Raw genomic sequence first — 18,467 nt, forward strand, 5'->3', positions numbered from 1 at the left:
CTTACTCACGAATTTGTCCGTCGCCAAATACATAATATTTATTGGTTACCAATTGTTTAAGACCCAATGGACCACGGTGGTGCAATTTATCTGTGCTAATCGCAAGTTCTGCACCAACACCCATTTGACCGCCATCTGTAAACCTAGTAGATGCGTTTTGGTATACTGCGGCACAATCTACTTCTTCCATAAACTGTAGTGCCGTATTCTTATTGGTGGTCATAATAGTGGCAGAGTGTCCGCCAGAATTATCGTTTATTTTTTCTACCGCTTCATCTAGAGATTCAACAGCACCTAAACAACATTTCATGGCTAGAAATTCTTCTTTCCAAATTGCTTCATCATGTATTTGTTGAGCATCTTTTAGAATATTGTTTACATCGGCATCAACCAATGTTTCCACACCATTTGTATTTAAAAGTTGGTAAATATCCGCTAATTTCTGCTCGTAATTTTCAATATTGGAATTGATCAATATTTTATCCAAAGCATTACATGCCGATATTTTTTCGGTTTTGGCGTTCATGATGACCTTAACGCTTTTTTCCCAATCCGCTTCTTTATCTACAAATAAAAAGTTATTTCCTCTTCCGCTAACCAACACGGCACATTTTGCATGTTCCTTTACAAAGTTAATGAGGCGTTCACCACCTCTAGGTACGATGAGGTCAAGTTTTTCAGTAGGGTTTCTTAAGAACTCTTGTGTTTCTTCCCTGTTCATGGTCAATTGTTGAATGTAGTCTTTAGACAGTCCGTTCTCCTCTAATGCCTTGTGCCATAGTTCAACAAGAATTGTATTACTGTAAAGCGCTTCTTTACCACCTTTTAGCAATATTTTGTTATTGGCCTTAAAAGCAAGAACCGCTGCCTCAATGGTAACGTCCGGTCTAGATTCATAGATGATCATGATTGTACCAAAAGGAGCTGTTTTGTTGGTAATATCTAATCCGTTATCCAAATTTTTGGTCGAAATGATTTTACCCACAGGATCTTCTTGAGACATCACCTCTTTAATAGATCCGATCATACCATCAATTTTGCCGTTGGTTACAATAAGTCTATCATACATAGCTTGATCTTCTTTGGTAAACAGATCAAGATCTTTCTTGTTGGCGTTGAGAATGCTACTTCGGTTGGTATCCAAAAGTAACATCATACTATTTAAAACCTTATTTTTTATTTCTGTTGAAATTATCTTCATTATGCTTCTGCTTTTTCTTCAAGGGTAACTTTTGTACCCACATTTTTTCCTTCTATAATATCAATGATCGTCCGATCTTTTTTACCGTTGGCAATAAACGTAGGTATGTTTTTTGCGGCGGCTTGCTGAGCGTAATCTAATTTAGAACCCATGCCACCACGACCTTCACCTGCTTTTTTGGTGTTATCTTGAATAAATTCTTCTAAATTTTCTTCAGGATTAACATGCGCTATAAGGTCGCTGCTTTCTTCGTTAGGGTTACCGGTATAGAGTCCGTCAATATCCGTTAGAATAATCAGCTTGTCAGCATCTATCAGTTGGGCTATTAAACTTGCCAGTTCGTCATTATCAGAAAACATACTCATGGTGACAGATACGGCATCATCTTCGTTGGCGATCGGTATTACCCCTTCGGACAATAGACCTTCTACGCAATTGATCATGTTCTGTCTGTGTACACCAGGTGTAAAATCGCGTTTTGTAGGAAGTACCTGGGCACATTTCATACCATAATCATGAAAAATGTTATAGTATAATCGCATCATTCTAGGTTGGCCAATAGCCGAATATACCTGTCTGCGTTGCGTGTCGTTCTCTATAGACGATGTACCAAGCACCTCGCGACCTGCAATTACAGATCCTGAGGATACCAATACGGTTAAAATATCACGTTCATATAGTTCTGCAATCTGTTGTACCAAATTTCGTAATACCGGTCTCACTATACGATTGTCCTTATTGGTCATGACGTTAGTGCCTACCTTAATTACTATTTTCTGTTTATACATTTACTTTTTCTTTTCCAAGTTCTACTGCACGTTCAAATGCTGCGAACGCTGCTTCTTTAATTAATTCACCAACATTATTGTTTTCCATAGAGTCTAAGGCTGCACGGGTAGTACCACCCTTACTTGCTACCTTGTCCATCCAAGAATTTGGCGATAGTTCATTTTGGTTAAAAAGTTCAATGGCTCCTGTAAAGGTCTGTGCTACCAGTACTTTAGAAACACTTGGGGTAAAGCCCATTTTTAAAGCGGCCTCCATCATACTTTGCATAAAATAGAAAACGTAAGCTGGTCCACTACCTGAAATACCCGTAGAGGCGTCAATAAAGTTTTCATCACTAACCAATATAGATTTACCTGTGGTGTCCAAAAGACTTTCAATGGTCAACAGCTCAATTCTGGTAACATCTTCAGAGGCTACAAAAGAGGTGAGGCCTTTACCGATCTGGGCCGGTAAATTAGGCATGGCACGAACTATTTTTGTGAGTCCCGTTAATTGTTTTATGGTATCTATGGTAACGCCCGCCATGATCGATATCATGATCTGGCCAGGTTTTACTAACGGGTTTAGCTTTAAAAAAACGCTTTCAGCATGGTATGGTTTAACGGCAATAAAAATGATATCTGCCTGTGGGGCACAATTTTTAAGGTCATCAAAGGCATCAAATTGAGGATTTTCTCTTAATTCCTCCAATTTTTCTTCAGAAGTGTCAAGCACCATTATATTCCTTTTCTTAAGTAATTTTGATTTGGACATGCCCTCAGCATACGTTAAGCCCATGTTACCTGCTCCTATTACTAATATCTTCATGAATTCTGTTTAATTTATTGGATAATATTTGTGTGATAAAGTGATTATATAAATAGCATTTTTTCAATGGCATTATTTTTACGCCCTTGATAAATTTGTTTGTATGAGTGAATGGTTTTTATAGGTACTCCCATAAAATATTTGGTGATCGATGTCACTTTCGATTTCATAAGTCCGGTGCGTGTTCTGTATAATTCTTTGATATTACTTTCTCTTTTGATGTAGATTAATTTCATGTATTCTTTTTTAAAACAGTAACATAACATAAGCATCACCAACTACAAATTAGAGGTGTTAAGCTTATGTTATACTATTTTTAAGGGGTGTTAATAATAGTTTGTGTATAAGGTGATTAGCTAATTATTTAGCTTTGGTTTACAGGTAGGCTCTTAATACTTCTGTGTTAGAAGCACGGCGTAAAGATTTTATACCCTTGTCTTTGATTTGGCGAACGCGTTCCCTGGTAACATCAAATACTTCGCCTATTTCAACCAAACTCATAGCAGGTTGGTTCCCTAGGCCAAAGAACAGCCGTAAAACATCGCCCTGTCTTTCTGGAATTTTTTGCAAAACTTGATTGATGTCTGTTTCTAACGACTCTGCCATAACATCTTTGTCCGGTCTTTCCAGAGATGTAGACTCTAATACGTTGTATAGGGATGAGGATTCACCTTCTTTAAAAGGAGCATCAAGTGAAATGGATTTTCCGGAGTTTTTCATAGAGCTCTTAACTTTAGAAACGCTCATATCCAATTCTTTTGCAATTTCCGTAGCACTTGGAGGTCTTTCATTTTCTTGCTCCAATGTTGAATACACCTGATAAATTTTAGAACTAACCGCTATTTTGTTTTGAGGTAAACGTATCATGCGTGAATTCTTGGAAAGTGCTTGTAAAATAGACTGGCGGATCCACCAAACCGCATATGAGATAAACTTAAATCCTCTAGTCTCGTCAAAACGTTTTGCAGCCTTTACCAAGCCTAAATTGCCTTCATTAATAAGGTCTGTAAGGCGTAGGCCTCTATTTTGATATTGCTTGGCGGCAGATACTACAAACCTTAAATTGGCGCTCACTAGCTTATCCAATGCTTTTTGATCACCCTCACGAATTTTTCGCGCCAGCTCTACTTCCTCGTCAGCAGTAATTAAATCTATCTTACTGATTTCTTGAAAATATTTTTCTAATGATTTGGCATCTCGGTTCGTAATTTGTTTTGTGATCTTTAATTGTCGCATAGAATAACTTTAGTTAAACAGTAACATAGTAAAATTCAGTTAAAATGCAAGAAATTGACTTGTTTTATGATTTTTTTGACTATTTTAAAGGGTTTTTTGCTTGTTTTTGAGTCAAAATTGCTGATTTTCTAACATTTTCAATTTTAAGGTTTTTTATAAAATGGAATGGAAAAGTCACATTGTTGCAATCACTCCTCAAGGTCTTAATAAAGAGCAATTCTATTTTATTGAGTTAAGACTTTCTTCAATAAATTATTTAATTTGTAATAGCTAGTTTAATTTAGCTAATCTTATAATGCTTTTACGTAAAGAGTACAATAACCATAATTTTAGAAACTTCTATTTGCAAGCCTTATGAACAAAAAATTTCATTTTCTTGATGATGGTGGTGAAATGGGTAGGTTGATGCGAGAAAAAGATTGGTCACTAACACCTTTAGGACCTCCTGATGGCTGGCCGCAGAGTTTAAGAACAACCATAAACATTCTACTGAATTCACCCTTTCCTATGTTATTGTTTTGGGGAAAGACTTTAAAAAGTTTTTACAATGATGCTTATAGGCCAATTTTAGGTGACGATGGTAAACATCCAAAAATTTTAGGACTAAATGGAAAAGAGGCCTGGGATGAAGCTTGGGAAGAAGTTGAACCAATGTTAAAAGTTGTTACGGAAAAGGGTGAGTCTATATGGAGAGAAAATTTATTGGTACCTATTTTTAGAAACGGTAGAATAGAAGATGTTTATTGGACATTTAGTTATAGCCCGGTAAAAGATGAGGAGGGCGATGTGTCTGGGGTTTTGGTCATTGTGACAGATACAACAGAAGCAGTGCTTGCAGAAAGAAGATTAAAGGAGAGTGAAAGAAGGTTCAGGGAACTGGCAAACCTTTCGCCAGTGTGGATTTGGGTAACCGATAAGGAAATAAATATACAATATGCCAACCGTGCGTTATTGGACTATGTTGGTATAGAAAAGGAAGAAGATTTTACGGGGCAGGTTTGGGTAGATGTGGTTCACCCAGATGATTTGGATCTGATCTATGCCGGGTTTGGGCATGCTGTAGAGAACAAAACCGATTTTGCCTTGGAGTATAGGGTCAAAAGACATTCAAGCGGTAAATATGAATGGTTCAAAGTGCTAGGAGTTCCAAAATATGAGAAGGAAGAGATGGTGGGCTTTGTAGGTACGGCCATGAGTATTGATAAGCAAAAATCATTTGCAGACGAGTTGAAAATGGAAGTGGAGAACCGTACCAAGGAATTGGCGGATAGCAATATTAAGTTAGAAGCCATGAACAAAGAACTGCAGTCCTTTGCCTATATTTCTAGTCATGATTTGCAAGAGCCATTGCGTAAGATTCAAATGTTTACGGAAATTTTACTTGATAAAGAGTTTGATAAACTGTCTGATTCCGGTAAGACAAAATTCAAAAAAATACAGTCCGCAGCCTTTAGAATGCAATCTCTTATTAATGATCTATTATCCTATTCACGGGCAGATACTGAGCAACGGGTATTTGAAAAAATTGAACTGGAGAATCTGGTAGAAGACGTAAAAAGTGATCTAGGGGAAGAGCTTCAGAAAAAGAACGGAAAAATTACTTTACTGAATTCTTCAGAATTGGAGGTAGTGCCATTTCAATTTAGACAGTTGGTCTATAATTTATTGTCTAATTCATTGAAATATGTAAAGCATGACACTGCACCTATTATTACCATTGATACGGAAACTATAAGCAATGCACAGATTATTGATGATAATTTATTGGAAGGTAAGGAGTATGTTAAAATTACCATTACCGATAATGGTATTGGTTTTGAAGAGCATTTCTCTAAGAAAATATTCGAAGTCTTTCAGCGCTTGCATACCAAGCAAGAATATGTTGGTACCGGTATTGGTTTGGCAATCGTTAAAAAGATCGTACAGAACCATTTTGGTTACATTGGTGCAACTAGCGAATTAAACAATGGTTCCATTTTTACTGTAGTTGTTCCTAAGCAGCAATAAACATATATCTTAGAATATTAATTAACTTCATAATATCTCATTTAGCGGTTATTCAAAATTTATTTTTTTGAGTTAAAGCATGGTGCGTTAAGAGTATTGTTAGCCAAAAATGCAGTCTATTTTTGGTATATGAATACTACTATAACAAAATCGGCAGGTATGGGTGCTATCATAGATGATGGTACTGTAACCTTTAGAGTATGGGCGCCTAATGCAGACAAGGTTTTTGTGGCAGGTAGCTTTAATAATTGGTCTGAAAGAGAAATTCCCCTTGAGATAGAGGAAAACGGATACTGGTCTGTGGTAACGGATAAAGCTTCTTCAGGAGATGAATACAAATACTTTATTGAATATGATGGTAAGCTATTGCCCAGGAATGACCCTTACGCGTTTGAGGTAACGAACAGTAATGGAAATTCTGTTGTAAGATCTTTGGATTTTGAATGGGATGATACCGATTTCAAAATGCCAAGTTGGAATAAATTGGTGATTTACGAACTGCATGTTGGTACTTTTAACAGGTCGTCACCAGATGCCGTAGGTACTTTTGAAAATGTCATAGAAAAGTTGGATTATTTAAAAGGTTTGGGGGTTAATTGTATAGAACTATTGCCTGTGGCTGAATTTGCAGGTGGAATTTCTTGGGGATACAATCCGGCTCATCCATTTGCTATTGAACAAGATTATGGTGGACCAGATGGTTTTGCCAAACTTGTGAATAAGGCGCATAAAAAAGGAATTGCGGTAATTATGGATGTGGTGTACAATCACTTTGGTCCTTCAGATGTGGATCTGTGGCAGTTTGATGGTTGGAGCGAAAATGACAAAGGCGGTATATACTTTTATAATGATCACAGAAGCGATACACCATGGGGAGACACCAGACCAGATTATGGTAGAGAGGAAGTACGCCAATATTTGCGAGATAACGCATTGATGTGGATAGAGAAATACCATTGTGATGGGCTGCGAATGGACGCTACTTCTTACATACGCTATGAAGGTGGCGGATTGGGGTATGATACAGAAATAGAAGAAGGAAATATATTAATGCGCGACATTAATATGGAGATTAGGGAGAAATACCCACACGTTTTGACCATAGCAGAAGATTTGAAAGGTGATAGTAGGGTGACGGATGCCGTAGAATATGGTGGGTTAATGTATGGCTCACAATGGGATATGAATTTTGTGCATCCGGTAAGGGAAGTTATTGAAGATACCCATGATGAAGGTAGGGATTTGGAAAAAATCGTAGGAGCCCTAAGTTTTAAGTACAGTAACGATGCCTTTAGCCGCGTAGTTTATACAGAATCTCATGATGAGGTAGCCAATGGTAAAGCAAGGGTGCCAGAAGAAATTCAGCCAGGCGATGCAGAGAGCGATTTTGCCAAGAAAAGAGCCATATTGGGAATGGTATTAACGTTGACCGCACCTGGTATACCCATGCTTTTTCAAGGACAGGAGTTTATCGAGGATGAATATTTTAAAGACACCGAAGCTTTAGACTGGGGAAAACTGGAAAAACATGAAGGAATAGAAACTTTGATCAGTGATATTATTCAATTAAGAACAGGAAAAATGCCCGGAGGCAAAGGGCTAAGAAGTCAGCATATTGAGTTTCTTCATGTCAATAACGAAACCAAAATTTTAGCTTACAAACGTTTTGATGCCAATGATCCTACGGAACCGGTATTGATTATTTTGAATTTTAGCAATCAAGAATATAAAGACTACGGTATAGGGCTTAATGAGAATCAGCCATTTATTTTAAAAATTAATGCAGGTAGTGAAATCTATGATAATGCATTTTCTAATATGGAAGTTGCCGACGTAGAATTTGTAGATAAAGTCACAGACGCCAAACATTTCACTGGAAAAATGAATATACCTGCGTATGGAGCATTAATCTATACCATGGAGTAGCGGTAGGTCTGTATTTAACTACTGGTTCAATAAATAATTCTAGTTATAACCTTACAAATAAAATTAATTTACACCATAGGCTCAAAAGTGGTCAATATTTATTGTATTTTGTTATATTAAGTTTCATATAAATAATATTTTTACAACTTAAATTGTTGCGAATTAATTACTGTTTTTAAATGGAATATAGTTTCATAGTCGACCCTGAAAAAATGGTTAGTGAAGTATTTCGTAAAACAATGGTTGCAGCGGGGATTGATTTTGAAATTTTGGAAGACGGTACTATTAAGCTACCTGAAGATTTAAGCAATGAAAAGCTTGAGTCAATTTCTAAAGAGCTTAAAGGTTTTGGAATAAAAATCCAAACAAAGGAGAATAGGGATATCGTTGAGGAAATCAAGATATACATTAAGAAAATGGTGTATGATGGGGATATTAGAAACGTAAAAATATCAGAATTACTTTCTAATCAGTTGGGTTTTAGTTATCCATATCTTTCAAACTTGTTTTCTAGTAAAACATTCACCTCAATTGAGAATTTTTATATCTTAGTGCGCATTGAAAAAGTGAAGGAGTTAGTGCTTTTAGAAAATGCAAGTTTGGGCGAAATTGCCCATGACTTGAATTTTAGTAGTGTACCTCATTTATCGAATCAGTTCAAAAAAGTAACGGGGTTGACAATTACCCAATACTTGAAGTTTAGAAAAAAGTAAGAAGAATGGTTCTTCTTTCAATACATGAAAAGTGAAATGGATAAATTAAAGATACTCCTTGTAGATGACGACGAAGACGACAGACAGTTTTTTGCTGATGCGTTAGAAGGAATAGAGCTTAATACAGATTTGCACCAATTGGAAAATGGAAAAAGCTGTATGGAGTTTTTGCTTAGTGATACGAAGAATACTCCAGATTTGGTGTTTTTAGATTTGAACATGCCTATAATGAATGGGTTTGAGTGTTTAGAAGCCATTAGAAATACACCGCATCTTAAAGATTTGTTGGTGGCTATTTATTCTACCTCTTCTGCAGAAAGAGATATTGAGGAGACCTTTGAAAAAGGGGCAAACATTTACATAAAAAAACCTTCTAGTTTCAGCGAGCTTAAAAAGTCATTGAAACAAGTAGTTAAAATGAATTGGGCATACCACCTGAACGATTTTAAGAAGGAGAACTTTTTATTGAAAATTTAAATTTTCAATAGGTCTTATAAGTAAAAGTTGTTTCATTAGGAGCAACTTTTTTTGTTTTAGCACTAGTCAAATCATATTATAAGAGGTTACTTCGCAGTGTATTAACCTAAAATAAAAAAATAGTTAGAGATAATGGTAAATAATATGGTAGGCAGTTTTTTTGAGGATATTGTTGACGGGTTCAACACTGCACTGCTATATATTGAACCAGAAACCGATGTAACTTCAAAAAGTTCAGCGTATATTATAAAGTATGCCAATCAAAAAGCCCTTGATTTTTTTGGCAAAACAACCGAAGTAATTACTGACCAAAATTTAACTGAACTTTCTAATGTTGATGGAATATTAACTGTTGCCAATAAGGTATTTACTACCAAAGAACCAAATACTACACATATATCTATAAATAAAAATGATGGGGTTTTTAATTACCGTGTAGATGCAAAGTGCCTTAACAATGGACTTTTGATTACCCTTGCTGAGTTGGAACCTAGTTATATTACCGATGCCGAGTCCAAACTACCCCTGGGTACTAAACAATCTAGAACGCATGAATTGGAAATTTCCAATCTATTTGGTGTTCGCGTCTTAGATAGTAATGATAGTATTATATGCTATTTAAAACCTATTTTCAATAATGACGGTGAGGTTAAAGACTTTAGAATCGATTATTTAAATAATCGAATGGATGAAATTACCAATGAAGAAGCCGACAAAATAGTAGGGCTAAGTATTTTAGAATATTATCCAAAGAATTCTGAAAACGGGGTAATAGAAATATTGAAAACCTGCTATGCTACGGGAGAGAATAAAGAATATACCAGGGAGTTCATATTTAAGGAAGAATCATTTTGGTTAAGTACTAGAGCTGTTAAAATGAACGATGGTCTCATTTTATTTTCCAAAGATGTTACCAAAGAAAAGAAATATGAGAATGAACTTTTCATACAAAATAGATTATTGTCAGAGGCTGAACATGTGGCCAATATTGGTAGTTTTCGTTGGAATTTAGAGAAAGAACAGATTAAGTATTCAGATAATGTGTACCGGTTATTTGGCTATGAACCTAACGAGTTTGACAATCAGTATGATCGTTTATTGACCTTTCTGCACCCTAATGATATAGAAAAGGTTAAGACAAGTTTTAAAGAGGCTAAAAGAAAAAAATCGAAGACAGATCAAGTGTTTCGGGTGTATACGAAGTCTAATAAACTTAAGTATATGAACACCATTGGCGAGTGTTACCAAAAAGAAGGTAATTGGTATATGGTAGGCGTTATAAGAGATGTTACCAATCAAATAGAGGAAGAATCCGTTTTACAGATTAAAAATGCTGAGCTAAAGAGGACAAATGCTGATCTAGAAGCTTTTAATAGAGTGGCCAGTCATGATTTACAGGAACCTTTGCGTAAAATACAAATGTTCGCCAGTCGATTACACGATGAAGAAGAAGGGCGTTTAAATAGTCGTTCTCAGGGATATTTGGATAAAATAAAATATTCATCTGATCGAATGCGAAATTTGATAAGTAATCTTCTCTCATATTCAAAAATTGATGAGGTTAATGAGCAACCAAAAAGGGTAGATCTTAACGATGTTCTTAATAACGTACTTGAAGACCTTGGTGAGCGTATAAATGAATTAAACGCGGAAATTGTTACTCAAAACTTACCGGTGGTCAACGGCATTCAGTTTCAATTAGAACAGTTATTTGCTAATCTTATTGGTAATTCTTTAAAATATATTAGGGAAGGGGTTCAACCTCAAATTAAGATTGTAAGTAGTGTTATTACTGGCAAAAATGATAGTTTAGAAACTTTGCTACCAAATATCAATTATGTAAAATTACAGTTCATTGATAATGGTATAGGCTTTGAGAAAAAGTATCAAGAAAAAATATTCGAGATTTTTCAGAGACTTCACGGAAAAACCGAATTTACCGGTACAGGTTTAGGGTTGTCTATTTGTAAAAAAATTGTTCAATCCCATAATGGTGTAATACATGCCGAAGGGGAAATCAATAAAGGGACGCAATTCATTGTTTACCTACCTACCTTAATATAGTTCGTAATTCGCCTTTCTTAAAATTGTGTAACAGCTTCTAAAAATCATGTAACACATTTACCCTTCTTTGGCTGCATCTTTGTAACAACAAGAAATGCAAGTCCCTATGAATAATCTTCAATATGCTAGAGTAGGTAACGTAAGACGAAAAAGTTCTTATGACCAAACGTCAAATGTAAAAGGTAGCACTCCTGATTCATCAAATGCTTTTGAGGCACAAGAGGCTGCGTTAAATAATAACCTTCAAAACAATTTATCATGCAAATAGTTCATAATCAATTAAGTTATTTCAACAATGTGTTAGGTGGAAGTATATCTAGCTTTCAAGGCGATCGTATTCTTCAATACGATAATGATAAGGGAACAGGTAGAATACAAACAGTCTCATTAGGATCAGGTATATCTTATACTGAATATGACATGGATTTAAATCAAGATTTTAATTTTGATTTAAAGCTTGATGAAAACCGTAGTTTATATTTCGTTTACTGTTTAGAAGGTAATTTTAGATTTACAAAAGGTAGCGATTCTCAAAAAGTTGAGGCTTTGCAAACCGTTGTAGTAGGTGGATCTAACGATACAATAAATATTAAGTTGAGAGGGGCTTCAAAATCCAATTTATCCATTATTAAGGTTACTCAAGATGGTAGTGCAATAGATAATAATAACCATCAAGAACTTTATGATCAATTATTCGCAACTTTTCTAAATGAAGATGGAGAACCACATATAGGTACTTTTAATTTAAAGATTAAAGAACAATTATTACAGATTAGAGCTATTACGCAGGTAGGCCTGGTAAGAAAGCTACTTATTGAAGGAATAGTGAATTTTACCCTTGCGTTAGAGATTTTACATTGTAAGCAAGATATGGAGAATGATGGGCAAGTTTCTACCATGTTGACCAAAAAAGAATTGTTAAGAATTGAAGAGGCGGTTAATGCAATTAAGAGAAAGCCAGAGTACCCTTATACTGTAACGGATTTAAGTAAAGAATACGGTCTATCACCAACAAAACTTCAAGAAGGGTTTAAAGTGATGGAAGGTACCACGGTAACCAATTTTATCAGAAATGAGCGTTTAATTTTAGCGGAGGAGCTAATACAGACTTCTGATATGAACATTTCCGAAATAGTATATTCAATAGGATTTACCAGTAGAAGTTATTTTTCTAAAATATTTAGAAACAAATTCAACTGTACGCCAAAAGCTTACTTAATGAACATTAGAAACGTATCTCTTTCTGCATAAGATAAAGGATATGAAAATGATAAAGCCAGCTCATAGAGCTGGCTTTTTTATTTTGGAAAAATCTGAAGTATTACGTGGTGTCAAAAATCGAAATCTGGCTTTATAAAATAATTATTTGCCAGATAAGTGCTATTTAGGTATTACTGATTTAATGTAACAATTAATAAAAAAACTGATAATTAAATATAAAAGTGTTCAGATATAATTTAAAGGAGGAGGGTAATATGAATAGGGGAATTAGATAGAGATTACAAATTCCTTGTCGATAATATTGCCCTCAGTATTTTTTACATATCGAAGGCATTTGTGTAAAAGTGTTTTTAATTGATTGTAAGATGAGGGTTTCTGTAGGTACAATGAAGCCCCCATTTCTTCTAATCTGTCAATTTCTTTAGGATGGTAAGAGGTAGAGTAAATGATTACCGGTATATCAGTAAATTTTTCTAAATCTCTAATATCGGCCAAGCATTCAAAACCATCCATCATGGGCATTTTTAAATCTAAAAATATTACATCTGGCTGTGCTGCTGTATCAGATAGTAGTTCTGCCATTAAATCAACACCATTGTTAAATTCCGAAATCTTGGTTGGTATCGGTATTTCACGCAAAGCGTCTGAAAAGAATGTTCTGTCATCACTGTCATCATCTGCCAGGAAAACATTTAAAATTGGTTTGCTCATGTTCGGTAAATAATTTGTACTCTAAAATTATTTGGTTGAATATGCACTATATGTGCTGATAATTCAATTGCAAGTTAGCTTTTGGCTTTGTTGTGCAATAATGCGATTGATTTTAAAAATAACTCAATACCTAAAAGGTTCTTAATCTTTTTGAGTTAAAAAAAATGAATCATCCTACTATGTAACTATTATTCTACATAATTTATTATCGCCGTACCCCCTAAAGTGTTGTTTTTAATAGATTCTATAGTTCTCTTTAAAGCAAATGTTAGCGTTTTAAATGAATTAGGCTTATGGAGATATCTATTTGCACCATTTTGGAACAAATTTGAAATACGGTCAATATCGTACAGATTAGAAAATATAACTACCGGAATATCATCAAGGGCAGTACTCTTTCTAATTTCGGTCAAACTTTCCTCTCCATTCAATCGAGGCATAAAAAGATCCAGAAAAATAACATTTGGCTTTAGAGTTTTAGTTTGCAATTCATTTAGTAAATCTAACCCATTTGAGAACATGGTAATATTTATATTTTCTTGCAAACTAGCTATAGCATCACTAAATATTTGTTGATCTTCCATATCATCTTCTGCCATATAAATATGGAACACTTCATCTTTGATCATTATGTATACAATTAATTATCCACCAATTACTTCACCACCATTTATATGTAATACTTGTCCTGTCATGTAGCTACTGTCTTCACTGGCTAAATACACATAGGCTGGAGCTACTTCAGCAGGTTGGCCAGGTCTACCCAACGGCACATCTTTACCAAATTTCTCTAGTTTTTCACCATCAAAAGTAGCTGGTATCAAAGGAGTCCAAATAGGCCCGGGTGCCACAGCATTTACACGAATACCTTTCTCTGCAAGAGATTTTGACAAGCTTCTGGTAAAAGATACAATTGCTCCTTTTGTACTGGCATAATCTATTAAATGCTCAGACCCTCTATATGCAGTAACAGATGTGGTGTTAATAATGGTATCGCCAGGTTTTAAATGTTTCATGGCAGCCATGACAATATAAAAATAAGGGTAGATGTTGGTTTCAAAAGTGGTATGCAAATTTTCTATTTTGATATCCTCAATATACTCGGTAGGGAATTGCATGGCCGCATTATTGATAACACAGTTTAAGGTTCCAAAATTAGAAATGGTCTTATCAATAGCATCTTTGCAAAACTGTTCATTTTTAACATCTCCTTTGATCAAAAGACACTGTCCGCCTTCATTTTCAATTTCCATTTTGGTTTGTAATGCATCTTTTTCCTCGCTTAGGTAAATGATGGCAATTTTTGCGCCTTCCCTTGCAAAATGTACCGCTACGCTCTTGCCGATACCACTATCGCCACCAGTAAGTAGTGCAACTTTGTTTTTTAATTTATCACTGCCTTTGTAGCTTTCACGTATGGTAAGTGGCTCCGGGTTCATTTTGAATTCATTACCGGGTTGTTTTGCCTGTTCTTGATTTTTATCTATCGTTATATTTTCCATGTTCTTAGTTTTAAAAAGGTATTAGGCTGCAAGTTTTCTACATTCTTTGGCACATGCCAAGCAAGATTCTGCACACAATTGACAATGCTCATGGTCATGTTGTTGGCATTGTTTTGCGCACCATTCGCAAATTTCAGCGCAAAGCGCTGCTTGTTTTGAAGAAAAAGGACTATCTGCCATTAACATTTTAATGGTGCTCAGGCAAGTATCTACACACTGCATACAGCAATTTGGACACTCGTTCATACTTTCTTTACCAGCCATGTTAACTATGCAGTTTTGGCAATCGATAAAGCATTTTTTACAGGCTTCTATGCAACTTTTATATGCTAATTTCATCTTGTTAAATTTTAATATATTTTAATTTCTTACTTGAAATTAAAATTTGAGCACTTAATTGATTTGCTCTTTTGATTGGAAATTGTGCGGTATAGCATATGGATAAATAATGATAGCAATACGACACAAATTAGGACTAAATTGTAATGGTGTAAGTTATGAGAAGGAAGGTGCTATTCTCTTTTTACATCTTTCATAATCCATAAATCTAAAGGAGCATCATCTTTTTTATGTAGAACTGAAATGTCTCCCGTAGTTTCAAAAATAACCGCTTTAATTTGACTGAGTTCAGTTACATTGGCTTCTCTCAATTTTGAACGTAAATCACTCTCTGTAACTCTGGCTTTTCTTAAATTGGATTCTATAATTTTCTCACCGTCCATGAGTAATAAAGGTGAATTATCCACCAAATTCTGTATTGTTTTATTTCTTCTGGCAAATGCAATGCTTATTTGCAATAGATATACCATTGCCAAGCCAACTATACCCTCGATCATTTTTACAGAAGAAGATAGGATTGTTGTAGCAATAATTGATCCAACGGCAACGGTCATTGCAAAATCAAAACTTGACATTTTTGAAAAACTTCGTTTTCCGGTAATGCGTGTAAAAACAATAATTGCTAAATATATGCCACATGCACTGATTGAAATTAACATTACCGTTTCCCAAGAGGTGTTAAATAATTCCTTCATTTTTCTTGTTTTCTATATTTGAAAATGAGAATGAACATGGTGATGTTCAATAGTGTTGAAATACCGTTGGTAATAATAATTGGAGCATCTTGTTTCATAACACCATATACTGTCCAGAGCAGGACCCCTAGAATTAAGATAAAAAACATTTTAGGAGAAACATCATCTACCTTTTTTGTTTTCCAAGCTCTGTAAATTTGTGGAACTGCCGCAATGGTGGTAAAGATGCCGGCAAAAATTCCAATGATTTCTTCCATGTTATTTAATAGTAGTTGATTATTTAGAATGCATAACTGCTATGATATGCATTTAACAACATTGAAGGTACTGGCGTTAAGCTCCAAAAAGTAATTCATTACAAGTAAATGTTGGTTCAAAAAAATATAGATAGTGGTAAGCACTAATTATTATTTAATTTAATGCTTGGATTAGTTTAATGAAATAAAAACAGCAATGGAATTGTTACTTATATTTTGCGCTGGCATTTTAGGAACTACGATTATGACAGGTTTTAGCCACTTGGTTGAATTTTTAAGCGGTTATAAATTTAATGAGGCACATTTATTAAATCAGCTTATTGATCTTTCTAAGACCTTTAAAGGAAAAGTGAATAATAATTATTACTTAGGCTGGTTAATTCATTTTTTAATAGGCAGTAGTATGGCGGCCATTATGTACGTCTATTACTTCCACTTCAATAAAGATATTGTCATTTGGACAGGATTAATTTTTGGATTAGCACTTGGGGTCATAGGTGTTGCCGGGTGGTCAATGATAATTAGTAATCACAGTAACCCGCCAAAAATTAATTGGACATACTTCTTTTTGCAATTGATCCTTGCACATATGATTTTCGGTATTACAGTTTCATGGGTATTTGCAAGGTTTTAATGGGATACTTATAAAAAATCTAATCAGTATTAATTTGTTTATGTAATATGAGTATGGATATTTCACTTTATACAAAGCGCGCAATTATAGGCGGCTTGATTTCATTAGGGTTTATTGGATTAGGAACTTTTATGCTTGGAAATTTAAGCGGTTATGAAGCTAAAGTTTTAATAAAGTCTAGCCTTACGGGATTAAATACTTTATGTAATACCATAGTGCTAGCATCGGCAACTATATTGGCGTTAATGCTAACCCTTTTAGGGGTGAGCTCAGGGACAAATTCTAAACTAAAGAATGATCATTACTTGCACATTATGCAAATTGCAAAGCTGGATACGGCAATTTTTATAGCCTCTTTGTTATTCTTTTTGGTGTTTAATCTGCCTGTCACGGAAAGTGAGAATATTCCGGATAATTATTTTGATGCCATATATTACATTACTATTGGTGTAAGCGCAATATTAAGTTCTGCCTTGATTGTAGTGGTATTAATGTTGTATAATACGATAATCAATATTATAAAGATAATTGGTTTAGGCAGAACGGATCATCCACTTATAAAGAATGAAGATGATGATTAATTACTGTTAGATAATAAAATGATATAGAATTGAGTGAAATTACGTGGGCGATTCTGCAATCATTGTCTTTATCTTTTTCCAAAATTGCTTTGCTGTCAAATTAGTAGGTTCAACAAGATCGGAAAGTAAGATTAAGTTTCTTTTAAACTGTTCAAGTTCATATTGGTTGGTGTGCTCCTCATCCATAGGGTAGTAAGCCATGCCCCAATTAGGGAAAGTTCTTTTAATAATTTTATCCTCTGAAAATAAGGTAACCTCTTTATGGCGTAGGTCTTTTTTTATTCTATCATAGAGTTCTTGCACCTCCTTTTTGTCCCCTTCCAAAAGTTGAACAAATTTTCCTTTATAATAGATAAGGCAACCGGTAATATCTTTACTCTTGTTATGTGTACGTGCTTCCTCAAGCAAAGACTCCATTTCTGAACTGGTCATAATATTAACGGCAGTAGATTCGTAGGTAAGTGTATACATGGTAGTTTGGTGATGGTCTTAGTATCTCAAAAATAATAAAAACCTTAAGATTATTGGGTTTGTGAAAAAAATAGAACGACTTGAATAAGTTATTTAAACAAAAAAGCCCCTAAAAAGGGGCTTCAGAGTGATCGCAGGAGGATTCGAACCTCCGACCGTCTGCTTAGAAGGCAGATGCTCTATCCAGCTGAGCTATGCGACCGACACCATTTTTTCAAATGTGGGTGCAAACTTAGTGATTTTTATAGACTGGTAAAACCAAAATCAATAAAAATTTAATTATTTCTTTTATCGACTGGAATATGACTATGAACGACCTTCGTATTGATCAAAATTTTCCCATAATTGGTCAAGTACTTTGTAGAAGATTTCGAATTCTTCTTCAGTGATACCCAGGGTACTAACTTTTCTTAAATCAAGAATAAAAGGCATTACTTGTTTTATTAGAGCCGAACCTTCTTCTGTGATGACCAATTTATATCTCTTTTGATCATCTCTGAATCTTGATTTACGTAGCAACCCTTTTTTGCATAATCCACTGATTACCCTAGAGGTTGTGGCCCTATTTCTAAAGTTAGATTTGGCAATGTCAGCTTGCGAAGCGTCTTTTCCTTCTAAATGTACACGTTGCAAGATCACCCATTGTTCAATAGTAAGATCAATGTTGTTTTCTGCAAATACCTGTAAAAAAGTGCTCTGTACTTTTTTTAAAGTACGATCAATGTAAACGCCGAAGCCCTCCGTCCTGTCCATAATCTCAAAGTTATTCTTCCAAAAATACAGGAGTTTATCGTTAAAATTGTTGTTAATGCAACAAAATTAAAAAAAAGTTGTAT

Annotated in this window: 22 protein-coding genes and 1 tRNA gene; 9 read left to right on the plus strand and 14 right to left on the minus strand. The window is 34.8% G+C overall.

Going from position 1 to position 18,467, the window contains the following annotated elements:
• Nucleotide 1: 1 nt before the first annotated feature.
• From I600_RS13825 to I600_RS13845, 5 genes are all read right to left on the minus strand, one after another.
• On the minus strand, nucleotides 2-1,201 hold the full coding sequence (locus I600_RS13825) for a glutamate-5-semialdehyde dehydrogenase (protein WP_058105156.1): 1,200 nt from the start codon (nucleotides 1,199-1,201) through the stop codon (nucleotides 2-4).
• On the minus strand, nucleotides 1,201-1,989 hold the full coding sequence (gene proB, locus I600_RS13830; RefSeq protein ID WP_058105157.1) for a glutamate 5-kinase: 789 nt from the start codon (nucleotides 1,987-1,989) through the stop codon (nucleotides 1,201-1,203). The genes I600_RS13825 and proB overlap by 1 nt, the downstream gene beginning before the upstream one ends.
• Entirely contained in the window at nucleotides 1,982-2,797 is an 816-nt protein-coding gene (gene proC, locus I600_RS13835; RefSeq protein WP_058105158.1) for a pyrroline-5-carboxylate reductase, read from the minus strand. Before proC ends, proB begins: the two co-directional genes overlap by 8 nt.
• A 44-nt stretch (nucleotides 2,798-2,841) precedes the next feature.
• Nucleotides 2,842-3,033: a hypothetical protein gene (locus I600_RS13840; RefSeq protein ID WP_071340352.1), complete on the minus strand. Its 192-nt coding sequence runs from the start codon at nucleotides 3,031-3,033 to the stop codon at nucleotides 2,842-2,844.
• Between the two features lie 139 nt (nucleotides 3,034-3,172).
• The gene (locus I600_RS13845) at nucleotides 3,173-4,033 is read right to left on the minus strand and encodes a sigma-70 family RNA polymerase sigma factor (RefSeq protein ID WP_058105160.1); all 861 of its coding nucleotides are present in this window, start codon (nucleotides 4,031-4,033) and stop codon (nucleotides 3,173-3,175) included.
• Nucleotides 4,034-4,387: 354 nt separating this feature from the next.
• Between I600_RS13845 and I600_RS13850 the strand changes: the two genes are divergently transcribed.
• From I600_RS13850 to I600_RS13875, 7 genes are all read left to right on the plus strand, one after another.
• Nucleotides 4,388-6,040 (plus strand): sensor histidine kinase, encoded by a 1,653-nt coding sequence (locus I600_RS13850; RefSeq protein ID WP_058105161.1) that lies wholly within the window; start codon nucleotides 4,388-4,390, stop codon nucleotides 6,038-6,040.
• A 129-nt stretch (nucleotides 6,041-6,169) separates the two neighbouring features.
• Nucleotides 6,170-7,966: an alpha-amylase family glycosyl hydrolase gene (locus I600_RS13855; protein WP_058105351.1), complete on the plus strand. Its 1,797-nt coding sequence runs from the start codon at nucleotides 6,170-6,172 to the stop codon at nucleotides 7,964-7,966.
• 212 nt (nucleotides 7,967-8,178) lie between these two features.
• On the plus strand, nucleotides 8,179-8,679 hold the full coding sequence (locus I600_RS13860) for a helix-turn-helix domain-containing protein (protein WP_071342510.1): 501 nt from the start codon (nucleotides 8,179-8,181) through the stop codon (nucleotides 8,677-8,679).
• A 24-nt stretch (nucleotides 8,680-8,703) separates the two neighbouring features.
• Nucleotides 8,704-9,156 (plus strand): response regulator, encoded by a 453-nt coding sequence (locus tag I600_RS13865; RefSeq protein WP_245188891.1) that lies wholly within the window; start codon nucleotides 8,704-8,706, stop codon nucleotides 9,154-9,156.
• 132 nt (nucleotides 9,157-9,288) lie between these two features.
• A complete protein-coding gene (locus tag I600_RS13870; RefSeq protein WP_058105163.1) occupies nucleotides 9,289-11,220 on the plus strand; it encodes a sensor histidine kinase in 1,932 nt (643 codons plus the stop codon).
• 106 nt (nucleotides 11,221-11,326) lie between these two features.
• Nucleotides 11,327-11,488, plus strand: coding sequence for a hypothetical protein (locus I600_RS19225; RefSeq protein WP_156894535.1), 162 nt, complete (start codon nucleotides 11,327-11,329; stop codon nucleotides 11,486-11,488).
• Nucleotides 11,479-12,471 (plus strand): helix-turn-helix transcriptional regulator, encoded by a 993-nt coding sequence (locus I600_RS13875; RefSeq protein ID WP_058105164.1) that lies wholly within the window; start codon nucleotides 11,479-11,481, stop codon nucleotides 12,469-12,471. The genes I600_RS19225 and I600_RS13875 overlap by 10 nt, the downstream gene beginning before the upstream one ends.
• A 237-nt stretch (nucleotides 12,472-12,708) precedes the next feature.
• Here I600_RS13875 and I600_RS13880 read toward each other — a convergent pair whose 3' ends face one another.
• From I600_RS13880 to I600_RS13900, 6 genes are all read right to left on the minus strand, one after another.
• Nucleotides 12,709-13,152: a response regulator gene (locus I600_RS13880; protein ID WP_058105165.1), complete on the minus strand. Its 444-nt coding sequence runs from the start codon at nucleotides 13,150-13,152 to the stop codon at nucleotides 12,709-12,711.
• Between the two features lie 188 nt (nucleotides 13,153-13,340).
• On the minus strand, nucleotides 13,341-13,781 hold the full coding sequence (locus I600_RS13885; protein ID WP_058105166.1) for a response regulator: 441 nt from the start codon (nucleotides 13,779-13,781) through the stop codon (nucleotides 13,341-13,343).
• Between the two features lie 15 nt (nucleotides 13,782-13,796).
• The gene (locus tag I600_RS13890; RefSeq protein WP_058105167.1) at nucleotides 13,797-14,654 is read right to left on the minus strand and encodes an SDR family oxidoreductase; all 858 of its coding nucleotides are present in this window, start codon (nucleotides 14,652-14,654) and stop codon (nucleotides 13,797-13,799) included.
• Between the two features lie 21 nt (nucleotides 14,655-14,675).
• The gene (locus tag I600_RS19000; RefSeq protein WP_245188892.1) at nucleotides 14,676-14,918 is read right to left on the minus strand and encodes a four-helix bundle copper-binding protein; all 243 of its coding nucleotides are present in this window, start codon (nucleotides 14,916-14,918) and stop codon (nucleotides 14,676-14,678) included.
• A gap of 248 nt (nucleotides 14,919-15,166) precedes the next feature.
• Nucleotides 15,167-15,688 (minus strand): DUF421 domain-containing protein, encoded by a 522-nt coding sequence (locus tag I600_RS13895; RefSeq protein ID WP_058105168.1) that lies wholly within the window; start codon nucleotides 15,686-15,688, stop codon nucleotides 15,167-15,169.
• Nucleotides 15,685-15,945, minus strand: coding sequence for a SemiSWEET family sugar transporter (locus tag I600_RS13900; RefSeq protein ID WP_058105169.1), 261 nt, complete (start codon nucleotides 15,943-15,945; stop codon nucleotides 15,685-15,687). The genes I600_RS13895 and I600_RS13900 overlap by 4 nt, the downstream gene beginning before the upstream one ends.
• A gap of 196 nt (nucleotides 15,946-16,141) precedes the next feature.
• On the opposite strand from I600_RS13900, the gene I600_RS13905 reads away from it, so the two are divergent.
• Entirely contained in the window at nucleotides 16,142-16,579 is a 438-nt protein-coding gene (locus I600_RS13905; RefSeq protein ID WP_157490905.1) for a DUF6789 family protein, read from the plus strand.
• A 53-nt stretch (nucleotides 16,580-16,632) separates the two neighbouring features.
• Nucleotides 16,633-17,160 (plus strand): hypothetical protein, encoded by a 528-nt coding sequence (locus tag I600_RS13910; RefSeq protein WP_082642979.1) that lies wholly within the window; start codon nucleotides 16,633-16,635, stop codon nucleotides 17,158-17,160.
• A gap of 39 nt (nucleotides 17,161-17,199) precedes the next feature.
• Here the strand turns inward: I600_RS13910 and I600_RS13915 are convergent, their stop codons facing one another.
• The 3 genes from I600_RS13915 to I600_RS13925 all read right to left on the minus strand — a co-directional run bounded on the left by I600_RS13915 (nucleotide 17,200) and on the right by I600_RS13925 (nucleotide 18,384).
• Entirely contained in the window at nucleotides 17,200-17,631 is a 432-nt protein-coding gene (locus I600_RS13915) for a BLUF domain-containing protein (protein WP_058105172.1), read from the minus strand.
• 128 nt (nucleotides 17,632-17,759) lie between these two features.
• Nucleotides 17,760-17,833 (minus strand) — tRNA-Arg (locus tag I600_RS13920).
• 104 nt (nucleotides 17,834-17,937) lie between these two features.
• Nucleotides 17,938-18,384 (minus strand): MarR family winged helix-turn-helix transcriptional regulator, encoded by a 447-nt coding sequence (locus tag I600_RS13925; RefSeq protein ID WP_058105173.1) that lies wholly within the window; start codon nucleotides 18,382-18,384, stop codon nucleotides 17,938-17,940.
• Nucleotides 18,385-18,467: the final 83 nt, after the last annotated feature.

The organism is Maribacter dokdonensis DSW-8, assembly GCF_001447995.1.
Taxonomy (GTDB): Bacteria; Bacteroidota; Bacteroidia; order Flavobacteriales; family Flavobacteriaceae; genus Maribacter; species Maribacter dokdonensis.